The 17322-nt window shown below is 74.1% G+C and carries 15 protein-coding genes; 5 read left to right on the forward strand and 10 right to left on the reverse strand.

The window, feature by feature from the left end; all coding sequences use genetic code 11:
* The first annotated feature begins 9 nt into the window (after positions 1 to 9).
* The gene (locus PSED_RS14710; protein WP_013675044.1) at positions 10 to 1437 is read left to right on the forward strand and encodes a WS/DGAT/MGAT family O-acyltransferase; all 1428 of its coding nucleotides are present in this window, start codon (positions 10 to 12) and stop codon (positions 1435 to 1437) included.
* A gap of 19 nt (positions 1438 to 1456) precedes the next feature.
* Here PSED_RS14710 and PSED_RS14715 read toward each other — a convergent pair whose 3' ends face one another.
* The 9 genes from PSED_RS14715 to PSED_RS14755 form a co-directional block, all read right to left on the reverse strand.
* Positions 1457 to 2800 (reverse strand): DUF2252 domain-containing protein, encoded by a 1344-nt coding sequence (locus tag PSED_RS14715; protein ID WP_013675045.1) that lies wholly within the window; start codon positions 2798 to 2800, stop codon positions 1457 to 1459.
* Between the two features lie 70 nt (positions 2801 to 2870).
* Positions 2871 to 4457, reverse strand: a complete 1587-nt coding sequence (locus PSED_RS14720) for an AMP-binding protein (protein ID WP_013675046.1) — start codon at positions 4455 to 4457, stop codon at positions 2871 to 2873.
* The gene (locus PSED_RS14725; protein WP_013675047.1) at positions 4454 to 5332 is read right to left on the reverse strand and encodes a 4-hydroxyphenyl-beta-ketoacyl-CoA hydrolase; all 879 of its coding nucleotides are present in this window, start codon (positions 5330 to 5332) and stop codon (positions 4454 to 4456) included. Before PSED_RS14725 ends, PSED_RS14720 begins: the two co-directional genes overlap by 4 nt.
* The gene (locus tag PSED_RS14730; RefSeq protein ID WP_013675048.1) at positions 5329 to 6219 is read right to left on the reverse strand and encodes an SDR family oxidoreductase; all 891 of its coding nucleotides are present in this window, start codon (positions 6217 to 6219) and stop codon (positions 5329 to 5331) included. The genes PSED_RS14725 and PSED_RS14730 overlap by 4 nt, the downstream gene beginning before the upstream one ends.
* Before the next feature lie 8 nt (positions 6220 to 6227).
* Entirely contained in the window at positions 6228 to 7397 is a 1170-nt protein-coding gene (locus tag PSED_RS14735; protein WP_041761258.1) for an acyl-CoA dehydrogenase family protein, read from the reverse strand.
* Complete coding sequence (locus tag PSED_RS14740; RefSeq protein WP_013675050.1) at positions 7397 to 8236, reverse strand: MaoC/PaaZ C-terminal domain-containing protein; 840 nt, start codon at positions 8234 to 8236, stop codon at positions 7397 to 7399. Before PSED_RS14740 ends, PSED_RS14735 begins: the two co-directional genes overlap by 1 nt.
* A gap of 42 nt (positions 8237 to 8278) precedes the next feature.
* The gene (locus PSED_RS14745; protein WP_013675051.1) at positions 8279 to 9901 is read right to left on the reverse strand and encodes an ABC transporter substrate-binding protein; all 1623 of its coding nucleotides are present in this window, start codon (positions 9899 to 9901) and stop codon (positions 8279 to 8281) included.
* Between the two features lie 448 nt (positions 9902 to 10349).
* Entirely contained in the window at positions 10350 to 11201 is an 852-nt protein-coding gene (locus PSED_RS14750) for a fructosamine kinase family protein (RefSeq protein ID WP_013675052.1), read from the reverse strand.
* A complete protein-coding gene (locus PSED_RS14755) occupies positions 11198 to 11674 on the reverse strand; it encodes a low molecular weight protein-tyrosine-phosphatase (RefSeq protein WP_041761260.1) in 477 nt (158 codons plus the stop codon). The genes PSED_RS14750 and PSED_RS14755 overlap by 4 nt, the downstream gene beginning before the upstream one ends.
* A gap of 458 nt (positions 11675 to 12132) precedes the next feature.
* Between PSED_RS14755 and cobC the strand changes: the two genes are divergently transcribed.
* Positions 12133 to 13230, forward strand: a complete 1098-nt coding sequence (cobC, locus tag PSED_RS14760; RefSeq protein ID WP_013675054.1) for an Rv2231c family histidinol phosphate aminotransferase CobC — start codon at positions 12133 to 12135, stop codon at positions 13228 to 13230.
* Between the two features lie 11 nt (positions 13231 to 13241).
* Here cobC and PSED_RS14765 read toward each other — a convergent pair whose 3' ends face one another.
* Positions 13242 to 14492 (reverse strand): IS110 family RNA-guided transposase, encoded by a 1251-nt coding sequence (locus PSED_RS14765; protein WP_013674581.1) that lies wholly within the window; start codon positions 14490 to 14492, stop codon positions 13242 to 13244.
* Positions 14493 to 14743: 251 nt separating this feature from the next.
* On the opposite strand from PSED_RS14765, the gene PSED_RS14770 reads away from it, so the two are divergent.
* Genes PSED_RS14770 through PSED_RS14780 form a run of 3 tightly spaced genes read left to right on the forward strand, consistent with a single transcriptional unit; the run spans position 14744 to position 17315 of the window.
* Positions 14744 to 15895, forward strand: coding sequence for a Nif3-like dinuclear metal center hexameric protein (locus tag PSED_RS14770; protein ID WP_013675055.1), 1152 nt, complete (start codon positions 14744 to 14746; stop codon positions 15893 to 15895).
* Positions 15892 to 16632, forward strand: coding sequence for a zinc ribbon domain-containing protein (locus tag PSED_RS14775; RefSeq protein ID WP_013675056.1), 741 nt, complete (start codon positions 15892 to 15894; stop codon positions 16630 to 16632). The genes PSED_RS14770 and PSED_RS14775 overlap by 4 nt, the downstream gene beginning before the upstream one ends.
* Positions 16629 to 17315, forward strand: coding sequence for a histidine phosphatase family protein (locus PSED_RS14780; protein WP_013675057.1), 687 nt, complete (start codon positions 16629 to 16631; stop codon positions 17313 to 17315). The genes PSED_RS14775 and PSED_RS14780 overlap by 4 nt, the downstream gene beginning before the upstream one ends.
* The last annotated feature ends 7 nt before the right edge of the window (positions 17316 to 17322 follow it).

Below are 17322 nucleotides of genomic sequence, written 5' to 3' on the forward strand. Positions count from 1 at the left end.
GCTGACGCCGTGCCGGACCGCCTCTCGCCGCTGGACGCCTCGTTCCTGTACATGGAGCAGCCGACGACGGCGATGCACGTCGGCGGCGTGATGACGTTCCTGCCGCCCGAGGACGGCTCGGAGTTCGACGTCGACGCGTTCGTGCGGCTCGTCGGCAGCCGGTTGTCGCTGGTGCCGCGCTATCGGCAGCGGGTCCGCGAGGTCCCGGGCCGGCTGGCGCTGCCGGTCTGGGTCGACGATCCCGACTTCGACCTGAGCTACCACATCCGACGGTCCGCGCTGCCCGCGGGCGGCTCCGACGACGCGCTGCGCGAGCTCGTCGGACGGCTGCTGAGCAGGCGGCTGGACCGCGACCGCCCGCTGTGGGAGTGCTACGTCGTCGAGGGGGTGTCGGGCGGGCGGTTCGCGCTGGTCACCAAGACCCACCACGCGATGGTCGACGGCATGGCGTCGATGGACATCGGCACGCTGCTGCTCGACCGGACCCCCGAGCCGCGCGAGGTGCCCGAGCAGGAGTGGACGCCGCGGCGGCCGCCCTCGCGTGTCGAGCTCGCCGCGTCGGCGGTGCTGGACAACCTGCGCCGCCCGCGCGGGGCCGTCGACGCCGCCGCCCGCGCCGTCGCCGATGTCCGGGCCGCGGCGACCAAGGTGGGCCGAACCGTCGCCGGCGTCGCCGAGGCCGCCCGGGGCGCACCCCTCGCGGGCGCCCCGTTCGACGCGCTGAACCGGCCCATCGGGGAGCAGCGCCGCTACGGGATGGCGCGCACGTCACTGGCCGAGCACCGGGCCGCCCGCAAGGTGCACTGCCAGGGCGGGCCGGGCACGGTCAACGACGTGGTCCTCGCCGTCGTGTGCGGGGCGCTGCGGTACTGGCTGATGACGCGCGGTGCCCCGCTCGTCGCGGACACGACGGTCCGCGCGATGGTCCCGGTGAGCCTCCGGGCCCGTCGCGGGCCGGCTGCCGACGGGCGCGCGGGCGGGTCAGGCGGCAACCACATCTCGGCGTACTTCGTCGACCTGCCGGTGGGGCTCGACGAGCCGGCCGCCCGGCTGCACCGGATCGCCGCGCAGATGGAGGCCCAGAAGCGCGGCGGCCGGGAGGCGGCGCCGACCGCGCTCGTCGGGCTCGCCGGGCTGGTGACGCCGCAGCTGCACAGCCTCGGCGCCCGGCTCACCAGCAAACTCTCCAGCAGGCTGTTCAACGTGCTGGTCACGCACGTGCCCGGGCCGCCGCGGCCGCTGTACGCGATGGGTGCGAGGCTCGAGGACCTCTACCCGGTGGTGCCGCTCGCACAGGGGCAGGCCGTCGGCATCGGCGTGACGTCCTACCACGGGTCCGTCTGCTACGGGCTGACCGCCGACCGCGACGCGATGCCCGACGTCGACGTCCTCGCCGAGGCGATGAACACGTCGCTGGCCGAGCTCCTCGCCCCGTGAGTGCTGCGGCCGCGGCCCCTCACCAGCCCCGTGTCGCGGGCAGCTCCCCGGTGGTGATCGCCGCGGTGAGCCGGGCGTGGTCGGCGGCGTTCTGGTCGGCGTAGGCGGCCGCGAAGGCCGTCATGCCGTCGTCGAAGGCCCGGCCACGGCCCAGGTAGGCGGCGATCGCCACCGGGTCGCCGGTCCGGGCGTGCGCGCGGGCGAGCACGTGCCCGCACGCCGTCGCGAACTCGGGCAGCCGTGGGGCGAGGAGCTCACCGTCGGCGATGACCTTCATGTCGCGGAACTGCCGCACGTAGTAGTCGTGGCCCCGAGCGGCCGTCCAGCCGACGAAGACGTCGGTCGCGCTCTGCACGAGCCGCTTGCCCTCGATCACCCGGCGCCCGGACGAGCTGTAGCGGCTCGGACCGCAGAACGGCTCGTACACCGCCGGGCCCGCCTGCTTGACCTGCAGGAACAGGGGGTCCGCCGGGCCGCGGCCCTGCAGTAGCACCAGGTGCACCCGCATCCCGACGCTGCCCACGCCGACGACCTGGCGCACCGCGTCGACCGGGGTGAAGCGGTCGAGCAGGTGCCGGCGGTCGTCGGGGAGCGAGTCGTGGTACCCGGCGAAGAGCTCGTCGGCGAGGCCGTCGTCGATGTGCTCGCGGAACGGCGGGTCCTCGCTGATCCGCAGCCGCCCGCCGCGGGTCTCGGTGAGCTTGCGGAACGCCCCGTCGTGGGTGCGCCGCCGGGCCTTCCGGGCGATGTGGGCGGCGGCGCGGGGCCGGTCGGCGTCGGTGAACACGTCCAGGAAGCGCTCGACGTGGACGAGGTCGTACCAGACGTCGAGGACGCGGGCGCCGGCGTGGCGGGCCATCTGCGTGCGGTAGGCCGTCAGGCAGCGGGCGACGGCCTCGGCGGTGCGGCCGGCCGGTACGTCGTGCTCGCGGCCCAGCACCTCGACGCTCGTGACGAGCCGCGCGACGTCCCACTCGAACGGTCCGGGCAGCGTCTCGTCGAAGTCGCGCAGGTCGAACGACAGGTTGCGCTCCGGGGTGGCCCACAGCCCGAAGTTCAGCAGGTGCGCGTCGCCGCACAGCTGGACGAAGAGGCCGCTGTCGGGGCGGGTCGCGAGGTCGGCGGCCATCACCGCCGCCGCCCCGCGGTAGAACGTCCACGGCGACGCGCTCATCCGCCCCCAGCGCACGGGGACCAGGTCGGCGGCGCGGATCGCGTTCTGCCCGGTCAGGACGTCGAGGACGTCCCGCCGGCGCTGCGACGGGTGCCACTCGCCGAACGCGCGCCGCGGCGCCCGGTCCCGCGCCCTCCTGCCGACGTCGCGGCTGTCCTCCGACGTCGGTACCGCGTCCACCGTGGTCACGGACCGACGTTAGCGGTGCCGCGGTGAAGACGTCACCGGCCATGAGCCGGGCCATGGCCGGTGACGCCACTCACGAGCGGAGCTGATCGCGGGCCCAGCGCAGGTCGGCCTTGCCGCTCGCCAGCCTCTCGACCTCCGGGGCCAGGAGGAGCCTGCGCGGCTTCTTGTACGACGCGAGCCGGGCGGAGACGAAGTCGCGCAACGTGTCGGGAGTCGCCTCGCGGCCCTTCTCCAGCGCGACGACAGCGCCGACGACGCTGCCGTACATCGGGTCCGGCACCCCGACCACGACGACGTCGCGCACCGCCGGGTGCTCGCGCAGCACGATCTCGACCTCGTCGGCGTAGACCTTCTCACCCCCGGTGTTGATCACCGAGCTGCCGCGGCCGAGCAGCTCGAGCCGTCCGTCGGCGCCGAGCCGGGCCATGTCGCCCGGGATCGAGAGCCGCACCCCGTCGAGGTCACGGAAGGCGCCGGCGGTCTTCTCGGGGTCGCCCGCGTACCCGGCGCCCGCGACGACCGGCGCCGCGAGCAGCCCGACGACACCCGAGCCCGGGACGACGTCACGGTCGTTCTCGTCGAGCAGCCGCGCGTTCGGCGCCAGCTCGAAGCCGCCGAGCCGGTCGTCGGGGGTGTCGCGGGTGACGACGGAGACTGCGTAGAGCCCGCCCTCGGACGCGGCGATGGAGTCGTGCAGGGCCAGGTCGGCGTGCGTGAGGAGCCGACGCTTGACCGCCGGGCTCCACACCGCGCCGATGCTGCGGATCCGGCGCAGCCGCGCGATCCGCGGGGGGCGGCCCGCGGCGGCGTCGGCGTCGAGCGCGTCGAGCAGCCGCAGCGCGAAGGCGTCGCCGACGATCGTCAGGTCGGTGACGCCGTGCCGGTCGATCGTCGCGGCCATGTCCTCGCCGGAGGTGCCGCGCCCCGGCAGCAGCGCGACCGGTGCCCCGGCGGCGAGGGCACCCAGCGCGGAGTACAGCCCGGTGCCGTGCATCAGCGGCGGCGCGGGCAGCCACACGATCCCGTCCGGGCCCTGCGGGTCGACGGCCAGCGCCGCGCGCAGCGCGTCGACGCCGTCCGCGCGGTCGAGGCCCAGGCTGCGCAGGGTGCCCGACTGCGCCGTCCGGCACCGCTCGGCGTGCGAGCCGACGACCGCCTTCGGGTTCCCGGTCGTGCCCCCTGTGTAGAGCAGCCACTCCCGGTCGCCCTCGCGCTGTGTCCGGGGCAGTGCGGGACCGTCGGTGCCGTCGCCGAGCCGGACGACGAGCGCCGTCCCCGCCGACGCCGCGCGGGCGACGTCGAGCAGGTCGGGGTCGGCGATCACCGCCTTCGCGTTCGCGTCGGCCAGCACGTAGGCGGCTTCCTCGGCGCGGTAGCGGTAGTTGACGTTGACCATCGTCGCCCGCAGCTTCCAGATCGCGAACAGCGCGACCAGGTAGTCGGGGGAGTTGCGGGCCATCATCGCAACCCGGTCGCCGTCGCCGACGCCCTGTCCGGCCAGCCACCCGGCCAGCCGGGCGGCGGAGTCCTCGAACGCGCCCCAGGTCAGCGACTCGTCGCCACACGTGACGGCGAGCCGGTCCGGAGCGATGTCGGCGACCAGCTCGAAGTGGGTCGCCAGATCGTCCGGGAGAGGGGCGTCCGGCAGGGGGGTCACTCCGACTCCAGCCCGAACAGCCGGGCCGCGTTGTGCAGCATGATGTCGGGCTTGACCGAGTCGCGGATCTCGGTCTTCTCCAGGTCGGCCGTCCAGCGTTCCGGGGTGAACAGCGGGAAGTCCGTCCCGAACAGGACCTTCTTGCGCAGCAACGTGTTCGCGTACTGCACGAGCTGCGGCGGGAAGTACTTCGGCGACCATCCCGACAGGTCGATGTAGACCTGCGCCTTGTGCGTGGCCACCGAGAGCGCGACGTCCTGCCACGGGAACGACGGGTGCGCCATGATGATCGGCATGTCGGGGAAGTCGACGGCGACGTCGTCGAGGTACAGGGGATCGGAGTACTTGAGCCGTACCCCGCCACCGCCCTTGGTGCCCGCGCCGACGCCGTTCTGCCCGGTGTGGAACAGGGCGGGCAGCTGGTACTCGGCGAGCACCTCGTAGATCGGGAACGCGACCGGGTCGTTGGGGTAGAACTCCTGCACGCTGGGGTGGAACTTGAAACCCTTGAACCCGTAGGTCTCGATCAGCCGGCGTGCGATCTTCGCGCCGCCCTTGCCACGCAACGGGTGCACGCTGGCGAACGGGATGATCGCGTCGGTGTGCCGCGCGGCGAGCTCGCCGATCTCCTCGTTGGTCGGCGCGTGCTCCGACGGCTCGCCGAGGCTGTCGATCGTGAACGCGACCGCGGCCATGTTGCGCTGCCGGTAGAACTCGGCGATGCCGGGCAGGTCCATGCCGAGGATGTCGGAGCCGAAGCGGGCCCGCATCTGCTCCATCCGCGCGCCGCCCTCGGGGCTCGCCGCCGCGGCCTGCGAGAAGTGGACGTGGGTGTGGACGTCGATGGCCTGCAGCGAGCTGATGTCGAGCGTCACTTGCGTCCCTCCGGGGCGTACGGCTGCAGGTGCGGGGCGAGCTGGGCGGGGAACTCCTTGGCGATGGCCTCGGCGGTCCAGCCGCCGGGCATCGACGCCTCGGCCGCGACAGCCGGGTGCGTCCAGACGGTGATCTTGTCGCCGCCGACGCCGAGCGCCTGCCCGGTGACGTCGGCCGCGGCGTCCGAGAGCAGCCACACCAGCAGCGGCGCGACGTCCTCGGCGCTGCCGACACCGTTGGCCCGCAGCTGCTCGGGCACCGGTTCGCCGCGTTCGAGTGCGGCGACCGCGTCGGCGAACGCGGGGATCGTCGCCACCATCCGGGTGAGCGCGACCGGGACCAGCGCGTTCACGGTGATGCCGTAGCGGGCGGTCTCGGCGGCCAGCGTCCGGGCCATGCCGACGATCCCGGCCTTCGCCGCGGAGTAGTTGGTCTGCCCGAAGCTGGCCCGCTGGCCCGCCGGGGAGCCGACGAGCACGAGCCGCCCGCCGTCGCCCTGCTCGCGGAACCGGGCGATCGCCGCGCGGGCGCACGTGAACGTGCCGCGCAGGTGGGTGGCGATGACGGCGTCCCAGTCGTCGTCGCTCATCTTGCCGACGGACCGGTCGCGCAGCAGGCCCGCGTTGGTGACCATCGCGTCGAGCCTGCCGAACCTCTCGACCGCGGCGGCGACGAGCGCGTCGGCGGTCTCGGTGGGGCCCACCGGCGCGACCACCGAGGTGGCCAGGCCGCCGTCGGCCTCGATCTCGTCGACCACCGCGGCCGCGGCGTCGGCGTCGACGTCGTTGACGACGACGCCTGCTCCGGCGGCCGCGACCGCCTTCGCGTAGGCGCGGCCCAGCCCGCGCCCCGATCCGGTCACGACGACCGATCGTCCGGTCAGCATCTGTGAACTCACTCCCCGATGGTCCCCAGGGCGACGTGCCCCTTGAGCAGGTTGCGCGCGATGGTGCGGCGCTGGATCTCGTCGGTGCCCTCGTAGATGCGCAGCAGCCGCAGCTCGCGGTACCAGCGCTCGACGGGCAGCTCCTTCGTGTAGCCCATGCCGCCGTGGATCTGCAGGACCCGGTCGACGACCTGGTTGGCCATGAGCGCGCCGGTCAGCTTCGCGATCGACGTGGCGTGCCGGGCGTCGCGCCCGGTCTCGGCCCGCCACGCCGCGTGCAGCGTCAGCCACTTCGTCGACTCGATCTCGACGGCCGAGTCCGCGATCTGCCACTGGATGGCCTGGTACTCGGCGATCTTGTGGCCCATCGACTCGCGGACCTTGGCGTAGTCGACCGCCATGCCCAGCAGTCGTTCCGCCGATCCGACGGCCCGCGCCGGGATCAGATAGCGGCCCTGCCCGATCCACCGCAGCGCCTTCTCGAAGCCCTTGCCGACCTCGCCGAGGACGTTCCGCGACGGCACCCGGACCTCGTCGAACGACAGCGACGCCGGTCCCCACTCGCCCATCGTCGGGATGGGGGAGGAGGTCCAGCCCATGTCCCGGTCGACGAGGAAGCAGGTGACGCCGCCGTCGGCGCCGAGCTCGGGGTCGGTGACGGCGAACAGGATGCAGAAGTCGGCCTCGTGCCCTCCGGTGATGAACGTCTTCTCGCCCGAGATCACCCAGTCGTCGCCGTCGCGGCGGGCGCGGGTGCGGATGTTGCGGGCGTCGGACCCGGCGCCGGGCTCGGTGATCGCGAAGCACGACCGGCGGCGGCCCTCGATCGTCGGCAGCAGGTAGGCGTCCTGCTGTTCGGCGTCCGCGTCGAACAGGATGTTGTCGGCCGAGCCGCCGAACCGGAACGGGACGAACGTGCGGCCCAGCTCCATCGTCAGCACGGCGTTCATGACCGGCCCGAGGGCGATGCCGCCGAACTCCTCGGGTGTGGTGATGCCCCAGAAACCCGACCGGCGGGCCTTGGCCTGCAGGTCGGTGAGGACGCCCGGCTCGAGGCCGGGCCTGCCGTCCCGCTCGTTGCGCAGCACCTGCGCCTCGAGCGGGACGACCTCGCGGGTGACGAACGCGCGGACCGTGTCGCGGACCTGCCGCTGCTCGTCGGAGAGCGAGAAGTCGATCACGCGACGGTGGCCCGCCCGTGGTCCAGGACCACGGTCCCGTCGTCGAGCGACGTGCGGAACCAGGCGTCCCCGCCGTCGCGCCAGGCGTCGACGGTGAGCGACTGCCCGGGCAGCACCGTGGCGCTGAACCGGCCCGACATCGCCGTCAGCCGGTCCGGGTCGCCGCCGCACACCGTCGCGACGAGCGCCCGGCCAGTGACCCCGTACGTGCACAGCCCGTGCAGGATCGGGGTGTCGAACCCGCCCTTGGCCGCGAACGTCGGATCGGAGTGCAGCGGGTTGCGGTCGCCGGAGAGCCGGTAGAGCAACGCCTGCTCCGGCCGCGTCGCGTAGGTGACGGTGTGGTCGGGTGCCCGATCGGGCGGTGACCACGCCTGCTTCGGGCCGCGGTCGCCGCCGAAGCCGCCCTCTCCCCGGATGAACACCGCGCTGCGGTTGGTCGCGAGCGGCTCGCCGCCGTCGAGGACCGCCGTGGCCTCGATGGTGACGAGCGCGCCCGATCCCTTGTCGTGCACGCCGACGACCCGGGCCCTCGCGGTGACGGTCCCCTCGACGGGCACCGGCCGGTGCAGCACCAGGTGCTGCTCGGCGTGCACGAGCATGGCCCGGTCGAACTCGCCGAAGCTCGGCGGCGGCGCCTGCGAGAGCAGGACCGCGAACGTCGGCAGCACCCGCTGCTCGACACCGTCGGAGTTCTCCGTCGTGAACTCGAGCTCCCTGGTGGGGTCCCCGAGGCCCGCGCCCACGCCGACGGCGTAGAGCAGCGCGTCCTTGGAGTCCCACGAACGCGAGCGCGGTTCGCCCTCGCGCCCGACGGCGCCCGGGTCGATCGGCATGTCAGAACCTCTTTCCGCCGGTGGGGTGGACGACGCGCACGGTCACCGGTCGAGCCACATCGTCGCGAAGAACGTGTCGCGGGTCAGGTACCGCTGCATGCCCTTGACCTCGGGCTTCGCGATGGTCGACAGGTACCCGCGGCTGTAGTAGGCGACCGCCAGGTCCTGGTTGGTCAACTGCTGGACCTGCTGGTAGGCCTTCGTCTGCTGGGCCGGGTCGGTCGTCGAGACGGCCGTGTCGAGCGCGGCGTCGACCTGCGGGTTGCTGTAGTCGCCGTAGTTCGTGCTGCCGCCGGTGTGGAAGAGGTTGAACGCGCCGGGGAACGGCCCGTCGACGGGACCGCCGACCCAGCCGGCGATCTGGAAGTCACGGCTCTGCACGACGCTCGACGAGTACTGCGCCAGGTCGTAGAACTGCACCTGGATGTCGATGCCGACGGCCTTGAGCTGGGCCTGCAGGAACTCGGCGAACGCGACGCGGTTCGGCGCGTTGGTCGTCTTGTACTGGACGGTCGCGCTCCCGCCGCTGGCCTTGTAGTCCGCGACGAGCTGCTTGGCCTTCTCGACGTCGAAGGCCGGCCACGCGTCGCGGGCCTGCTCGGACTGGTACGGGCTCGTGTCGCCGAAGTAGCCGTTCGCCCGCTCCATCTGGCCGCGGTACTGGCTGGCGGCCAGCGCGTCGAGGTCGATCGCGCGGACGACGGCCTCGCGCATCCGCCGGTCGTCGAACGGCGCGCGCTTCTGGTTGAAGTAGATGTACTCCGCGCCGTTCCCGGAGCCGTAGTAGACCTTGAGGTTCGGGTTGCCCAGGCCGCGGATCAGCTCGGTGTGGTAGCCGCCGTAGACCACGTCGACGTCACCGTTCTCGATCGAGGCGTACCGGGTCTCGGTGTCGGGCAACGGACGGAACTCGAGGCCCTGCAGGTGGGGCATCCCCGGCTGCCAGTAGTTCGGGTTGCGCACCAGCGTCAGCTTGGAGTCGCGGACCCAGCTCGCCAGTGTGAACGGACCGGCACCGACGGGCTCCTTGGCGATCGACGCCTCGCCCTTGGTGCGGATCGCCGTCGGCGAGACGATCGTGCCGAGGTTGCCCGAGTTGAACGGCAGGGCGAAGAGCTGCGGGAACGTCCCGCTCGGGTTCTTGAGCGTGAACTCGACGGTGGTGGGGTCGACCGCGCGCATCGACGCGATCACCGTGGCGTACCGGTTCGACGGCGAGGACTTCTTGTCGATGTGTCGCTGCACGTTGAAGATCACGGCATCGGCGTCGAGCGGGGTGCCGTCGGAGAACTTGACCTCGGGTCGAAGGCCCATCCGCCACGTGGTTCCGTTGTCGGTGGTCTCCATCGACCTGGCCATGTACGGCTGGGGTTCGCCCTTGTCGTCGAGCTTGAGCAGCGAGTCGTAGACCGCGAGCGCGGCCATGTTGCTGTTCTGGACCGTCGGGTCGAAGCTGACGATCTCGCGGTCCTCGGCGAGGATCAGCGTGCCGCCGTCCTTCGGGGTTCCCTCGGTCGAGATGTTGTCGCCGTGGGGGTTGATCGTCCTCAGCTGCGGGCCCGAGGGTCCGGCGTTGCTGCCGCAGGCGGCGAGCACTAACGTGCCGGCCGCCACGAGTGCGACAGCGGCTCGGGTGCGCCAGCGATGGGTGACCGAACGCCTCATGCCGACACCACCTCCCGCACCGGTCGCTCGACGTGTCGGTTCGCTGTTCCGTCGACTCTGACGGCCACACCCATGAGGGCCTCCCGCTGTCGGTATGAATCGGACCGTAGCGATATGACGCAATCGTGGCAACCAGATTGTTAACAATCATGAGCACGAACTGTGGAAGTTGGTCCGGATTGCCTAGTCGCTCGTCCGGTACATCCTGGCTCGTCAGTCGCTCCGGGGCAGGTCGGGAGGCGTGTCGGTCGGGGGAGCGCAGGTCAGGGCCGTGCACGCGGGTGGCGCAGATCGGGCGGCATGGAGCCGGCCACGCAGGACGGCGGGGGCGGTGCGGGGCGTGGGTCAGGCGGCGTAGGTCGGCTGGGCGCGGGTCGGCTGGGCGCGGGTCGGCTGGGCGCGGGTCGGCCGCGCGCGGGTCGGCCGGGCGTGGGTCGGGCCGCGCGGGTCAGGCGGCGCGCAGGGCGGCCCGGGCCGCGGCGAGCGTCTGTCCGGCGTAGCCGCCCCCGAACAGGACCACGTGCACCAGCAGCGGGAAGAGCTGGTGCAGCGGGACGCGCGCGGCGTGCCCGTCCGCGAGCGGGGCGGCCTCCGCGTACGCGGCCCGAACCCGGTCCAGGTGCGGCAAGCCGAAGAGGTCGAGCATCGCGAGATCGGTCTCCCGGTGGCCGCCGTGCGCGGCGGGATCGATCAGCACCACGCGCCCGGCGGACCACAGGACGTTGCCCGACCACAGGTCGCCGTGCAGCCGCGCGGGTGGCTCGTCGGGCCCGGCCAGGTCGGCGATGCGCGCGCACACCTCGTCGACGACGGCGACGTCGGAGGCGGTGAACGTCCCGGCGTCGCGGGCGGCCCGGACGTAGGGGCGGATGCGGTCGGCGGCGTACCAGCTCGCCCAGCCGCCCTCGGCGGCGACCGCGCGCATCGGCGCGGCGCCGATCCACGCGCCGGCGGGTCCGCCCGGGGGCGGCGCGCCGAACCCGGGCGCCCCGGCGGCGTGCATCCGGGCGAGCGCGACGCCGAAGCGTTCCGCGGCGGCCGGTTCCGGCGGACCGGTCGGCACATGCTCGACGACGAGCCAGCCGTCCCGCGCCGCCAGGACCCGGGCCACGTCGGGCCCACCGGCGTCGGCGAGCCACCGCAGTCCGGCGGCCTCGGCGACGGTCGGCGCACCCTGCTTGACGACGACCGTCCCGCCGTCGTCGAGCTCGACCCTCGTCGCCCCGCCGAGCGGCGCCGACCCGGTCGCGCGCGCCCCGAGCAACCGCGCGGCCGCGTCCTCGGGGCGCTCCCGGGTCACGCCCGGGACCGCACCCAGTCGACGAGGCCGGGCATCGCCGCCTCGATCATCGTCAGGACCTCGTCGAAGCCGTCGGGCCCGCCGTAGTAGGGGTCGGGCACCTCGGCCCCGGCCGGCGCGGCCGGGTCGAACGAGCGCAGCAGCCGCACCCGCTCGGGTTCCGGGACGGAGCGGCGCAGCGAGGCGAGGTGGTCGTTGCCGAGGGCGATGAGCAGGTCGGCCGAGAGCTCGGCGGAGTCGAGCTGGCGTGCCGCGTGGTCGGTGGCGTAGCCGTTGCGGCGCAGCACTTCCGCGGCGCGTGGGTCGGCGGGTTCGCCGACGTGCCAGCCGCCGGTTCCCGCGCTCGTGACGGCGACGTCGTCGACGCCGGCGGCGTCGAGATGGGAGCGGAACACCTGCGCGGCCATGGGGGAGCGGCAGATGTTGCCGGTACAGACGAAGCTCACGTGGAGCCGCTTGTCGGGGTCGGGCACGACGACAGTCTGACCGAACCGCACAACCCGGGCCTGTGGTGGTGACCGTGACCACGCCGGCCAATCCGCCGGGTGGGCGGCCGGTCACGGCCCGTCGCGGCAACGGGTTCGCCCTGCCCGCAGCGTCCGCTCCCGCGCCCGCCCTGCCCGGGCGCCCCGCGCCCCTACCGCCCCGCCGCACCCCGGCCGCCCCGCCGCCGCCCGCCGCCCGCCGCTATCGCGCGCCGCACTGTCCGCACGCCGCCGCGCCCCCGCGCCGCCCTGCCCCCGCGCCGCCCTGCCCCGCGCCGCCCTGCCCCCGCGCCGCCGCGTGCCCCCAGCGCGGGCATGCCGCACGACGGGCCGGCGGGCGCGGGCCTGCCCGTGGCCGGGCCGTCGACTGACGTCGGCCCGGAGCGCGTGCGGCGATCATGGACCGGCTCGGTCCGGGCGCGAGCCGATCACCGTAGGGTGCAGCCATGGTGGGAGAGCCCGGCCCGGACCAGACCGGTGCCCAGGACGGCGATCGCGACCCGTTGCGTCACCACGGCGACGTCGAGGTCGGACCCGGCCTGGTCGACCTCGCGGTGAACGTCCTGGGTGAGGCGCCGCCGCCGTGGCTGCGCGCCCGGCTCGCCGCCGCGCTCGACGACCTCGCCGCCTACCCGTCGGCCGCCGACGACGCCGCCGCCCGGGAGGCCGTGGCGCGCCGGCACGGCCGGTCCGCCGACGAGGTGCTGGTGCTCAACGGCAGCGCGGAGGGGTTCGCCCTCCTCCCGCGGCTCGCCCCACGGCACGCGGTCGTCGTGCACCCGGGGTTCACCGAGCCCGAGGCGGTGCTGCGCGACGCGGGAGTCCCCGTCACCCGGGTGCTCACCGACCAGGCCGACGGGCACCGCCTCGACCCGCACGCCGTCCCCGCCGACGCGGACCTGGTCGTCGTCGGCAACCCGACCAACCCCACCGGGGTCCTGCACCCGCGCGCCACCCTGCGGACGCTCGCCAGGCCGGGCCGGGTGCTCGTCGTCGACGAGGCGTTCGCCGACGCCGTCCCGGGGGAGCCGGAGTCGCTCGCGGACGCCGCCGACGTGCCGGGCCTGCTGGTGCTGCGCAGCCTCACCAAGACGTGGGCGCTCGCCGGGCTGCGGGCCGGGTACGCGCTCGGCGCCCCCGAGCTGCTCGGCCGCCTCGGGGCCGGCCGGCCGCACTGGCCCGTCGGGACGCTGGTGCTGGCCGCGGTGCGGGCCTGCGTGGAGCCGAGCGCCGTCGCCGAGTCGGCGGAGGCCGCCCGGCGGCTCGCGCGGTTGCGCGCCGACCAGGCCGCCGCGCTCGGGGCCCTGCCGGGCGTCCGGGTCCAGGACGGCGTCGCGCCCTACCTCCTGCTCACGCTTCCCCCCGGAACCGGCGTCGACGTCCGGGAGCGCTTGCGCGCCAACGGGTTCGCCGTCCGCCGCGGCGACACCTTCCCCGGACTCGGGCCCGACCACATCCGAGTGGCGGTGCGCGGACCGCAGGTGGCGGCGGCGTTCACCCGCGCGCTGGCCGACGCCCTGCGGGCCGGGGCGGTGGCCGCGTGAGTTGCCCTGTGTCAAGCCGCCGCTGGTTGATCTTGGTTGAGGACGCGTTGAAGGGCGTGGTGTCGGTCGGGGTCGTAGGGGGTGTGGCTGTGCCAGCAGGCCCAGATGACACCGATCCAGGCTCGGGCCAGGACGCGGACGGCGTGGGGGTGGTCGTGACCGCGGGTTCGGGCTCGTTGGTAGAGGTCGGCGGCCCATGGGTTGGTTTTGATGCTGTCGCCGGCGAAGTCGCAGATGGCGTCGCGGAGTTGTTTGTCGGCGCCCCAGCGGAACGACACGGCGCGGGCCTTGCCGGACTGGCGGGTCGAGGGTGCGACCCCGGCGAGGCAGGCCAGCGAGTCCGGGGTGGGGAAGCGGCCGCGGGCGTCGCCGATCTCGGCGAGCATGCGTGCGGCGCGGACTCGGCCGGCGCGGGGCAGGCTGGTGAAGATCTGTGCGTCGGGGTGGAGATCGAGCTGCTCGCTGATGCGGGCGGCGAGCTCGGCGATCTGTGTGGTGAGTGTGCGCAGCACTGTGACGTAGGCGGCGGTCACCGCAGCAGCGGTGTCGGCTTCGGGTCCGGTGTGGCCGCGGGGTGCGCTGGTCAGGCGGGTGTGCAGGACGGTGGGGTCCATGCGGCCGCAGTAGCCGACCGATGCCAGCCAGGATGCCAGTCGTCGTGGGGTGAGCCAGTCGATCTGGGTCTGGGTGGTGAAGCGCTCCAGGAAGCGCAGGCTGATCTGCGAGTCGATGTCGGAGAACAGCCCGATCACGGCGGGCAGGCAGATCTGCAGGTGAGCGCGCAGCTGGTTGGCCACCGCGACACGGTGGGCGACCAGGTCACGCCGGGCCCGCACGCTCTGGCGCAGCGCGGTGGTGGTGGGGGTGTCGACCAGCAGGGGGCGCAGGCGGCGGCGGTCGGTTCGGACGGTGTCGGCGAGGACGTAGGCGTCGAAGCGGTCGTCTTTGTTCCCGGCCGAGCCGTAGCGCGAACGCAGGTTTTTGAGCTGTCCGGGTGGGATCACGAACACGACCAGTCCGGCTTGTCGCAGGGCGTCGACCACGGGGCCGTCCGGGCGCTCGATGCCGACCTCGACCACCCCGGCCTTGGACAGGCGCCCGACCATCGTGCGCAGCCCGGTCCGGTCGTGGGTGACGGAGAAGCGCTGGAGCTGTTCGCCGTCCGGGGCGAGGACGCAGACGGCGTGGTCGTCCTTGGCCCAGTCCACCCCGCCGGTCGGGCGGTGCGGGTCGACCGACGGCGCGGTCTCGGTGACACTCATGGTCGTCTCCTCGCTGTTGGCGCAGTGGGAAGACACCCGGTGGTCCCGGGACGCGGCAGCCGGTCGCTCACTGATCGGCACTCGACGGTGCTCAGCCCTGTAGCCAGTCGGCGCGTCCTGGGCCACCGGACCTCGCTGAACTCACGCCGGACCTCGAAGGTCGAGCGAGCAGGGCGATGGCCCGGTGGGAACCTCAGGTGCGCCCGAATCCTGGATCAACGATCCGACTCGGACACAAGGAGGGTGCACCAGTGAGCGTCCGGCTGCGCGACGTCGTCGCCGCGCTCGAGGCCGCGTACCCGCCGCGGCTGGCGGCCGACTGGGACGCCGTCGGGCTCGTCTGCGGGGACCCGGACGACGCCGTCGCCCGGGTGCACGTCGCGGTCGACCCCGTCGTCGAGACGGTCGAGGAGGCCCTGCAGGCCGGTGCCGACCTCCTGGTGACCCACCATCCGCTGCTGCTGCGCGGCGTGCACGGCGTCGGCGCCGACACCCCCAAGGGGGCGTTGCTGCACAAGCTGATCCGCGGCGGCGCCGGCCTGTTCACCGCGCACACCAACGCCGACAGTGCCGACCCGGGCGTGTCCGACGCGCTCGCCGCCGCGATCGGGCTGACCGTCACGGGGCCGCTGCAGCCCGCGGCGGGCCCGGCCCTGGACAAGATCGTCGCGTTCGTCCCGACGGGACCGGTGCTGGCGACGGTGCACGAGGCGCTGTCGCAGGCCGGAGCGGGGGAGATCGGGGACTACAGCCACTGCTCCTTCGCGACGGCCGGCACGGGGCAGTTCCTCCCGCACGAGGGCGCGAACCCGACGATCGGCGCCGTCGGCAGGCTCGAGCGGGTCGCCGAGACCCGCCTGGAGATGGTGCTGCCGCGGCACCGCCGGGCCGACGTCGTCGCCGCCCTGCTGGCCTCGCATCCGTACGAGGAGCCGGCGTACGACGTGTTCGAGCTGGCGGCCCTGCCGTCGGCAACGGGCCTGGGCCGGATCGGGCTGCTCGACGAGGCGGAACCGTTGTCGGCCTTCGCGGACCGTGTCGCCGCGGGACTGCCCTCGACCGCCTGGGGAGTGCGTGCGGCCGGCGACCCCGACCGCCTCGTGCGCCGGGTCGCGGTCTGCGGGGGAGCGGGCGACTCCGCGCTGGAGGCGGTCGCCGCGGCGGACGTCGACGCCTACGTGACGGCCGACCTGCGCCACCACCCGGCGTCGGAACACGTGCTCGCCGGCACCGGCCCCCGCGCGCCCCGGCCGGCGCTCGTCGACGTCGCGCACTGGGCCTCGGAGTGGCCCTGGTGCGAGCAGGCGGCGGGCGTCGTGCGCGCCGCGCTGGGGGGTAGCGTCGACGTCCACGTCTCGCGGCTGCGGACCGACCCGTGGACCATCGGAAGGAACCCCTCATGAAGGCCGACCCGGCTGACCAGCGGCGCCTGCTCGATCTCGCCGAGGTCGACGCCGAGCTGGCCAGGCTCGCCCACCGTCGTCGCAGCCTGCCCGAGGACGCCGAGCACGCGCAGGCCGAGACCGCCGTGCGGAGCGCCAAGGACAAGCTCGTCGAGGTCGAGACGTCGGCGGGCGACCTGGACCGCGACATCCGCAGGCTCGAGCGCGACGTCGAGGCCGTCCGCGCCCGTACCGTCCGCGACCAGCAGCTGCTCGCCGGCGCCGGGATCGGGGCCAAGCAGGCCTCCGACCTGCAGCACGAGCTCGAGACGCTCGCACGTCGTCAGGGTGTGCTCGAGGACGAGCAGCTCGAGGTGATGGAACAGCGCGAGGCCGTGGGGATCGACCTCGACCACGCCCGTGGCGACCTCGCCCGCGCGGAGCAGACGCTCGCCGACGTCGGCGCCCGCCGCGACTCCGCGCTCGCGGACATCGCGGCCGCCGAGGCCGGGCGGGAGCGCGCCCGCGCCGAGGTCGTCGCGCAGATGGGCGCGGCGGACCTGCTCGCCGCCTACGAGGCGCGCCGGTCCCAGGGCAAGGTCGGCGCCGGGCTGCTGCGCGAACGTCGTTGCGGCGCATGCCGTCTGGAGCTCGACCGCACGTTCATCGGGCAGCTGCGCGCCGCCGCGGCCGACGACGTCGTGCCCTGTGAGGAGTGCGGCGCGATCCTGGTCCGCACAGCGGAGTCCGGCCTGTGAGCGCGACCGACTCCGCGGCCGGCGCCCGGCAGCAGCCGGCGAGCGCGACGTGGACCGGTCAGGTCGGGTCGCCCACCCGGCTGCTGTTGCTGCGCCACGGCCAGACGGCGTTGTCGGTCGAACGGCGATACTCCGGCCAGGGCGACCCCGAGCTGACCGAGCTCGGGCTGCGGCAGGCGGCCGGCGCGGCGGCGCGGCTCGCGACGGACGGGTCGATCACCGCGGTGCTGACCTCCCCGTTGCGGCGCACCCGGCAGACCGCGCAGGCGGTGGCCGACGCGACGGGCGTGCCGCTCGTCGTGCGCGACGGACTGATCGAGACGAACTTCGGGGAGTGGGACGGGCTGACCTTCGCCGAGGCCCGCGACCGCGACCCCGAGCTGCACGCGCGCTGGCGGGGTAGCCAGGACGTCGCGCCGCCCGGCGGGGAGAGCTTCGCCGAGGTCGGGGAGCGGGTCGCCGCCGAGCGCGACGCGATCCTCGCGGCCCACCCGGGCGAGACGATCGTCGTCGTCAGCCACGTGACGCCGATCAAGCTGTTGCTGCAGCAGGCGCTGGCCGCGGGGTCGTCGATCCTCTACCGGCTGCACCTGGACACCGCGTCGCTCTCGATCGCGGACTTCTATCCCGACGGCGGCGCGTCGGTCCGCCTCGTGAACGACACCTCGCACCACCCCGCCTGAGGGACGC

This window comes from Pseudonocardia benzenivorans CB1190 (assembly GCF_000196675.2).
Lineage (GTDB): Bacteria > Actinomycetota > Actinomycetes > Mycobacteriales > Pseudonocardiaceae > Pseudonocardia > Pseudonocardia benzenivorans.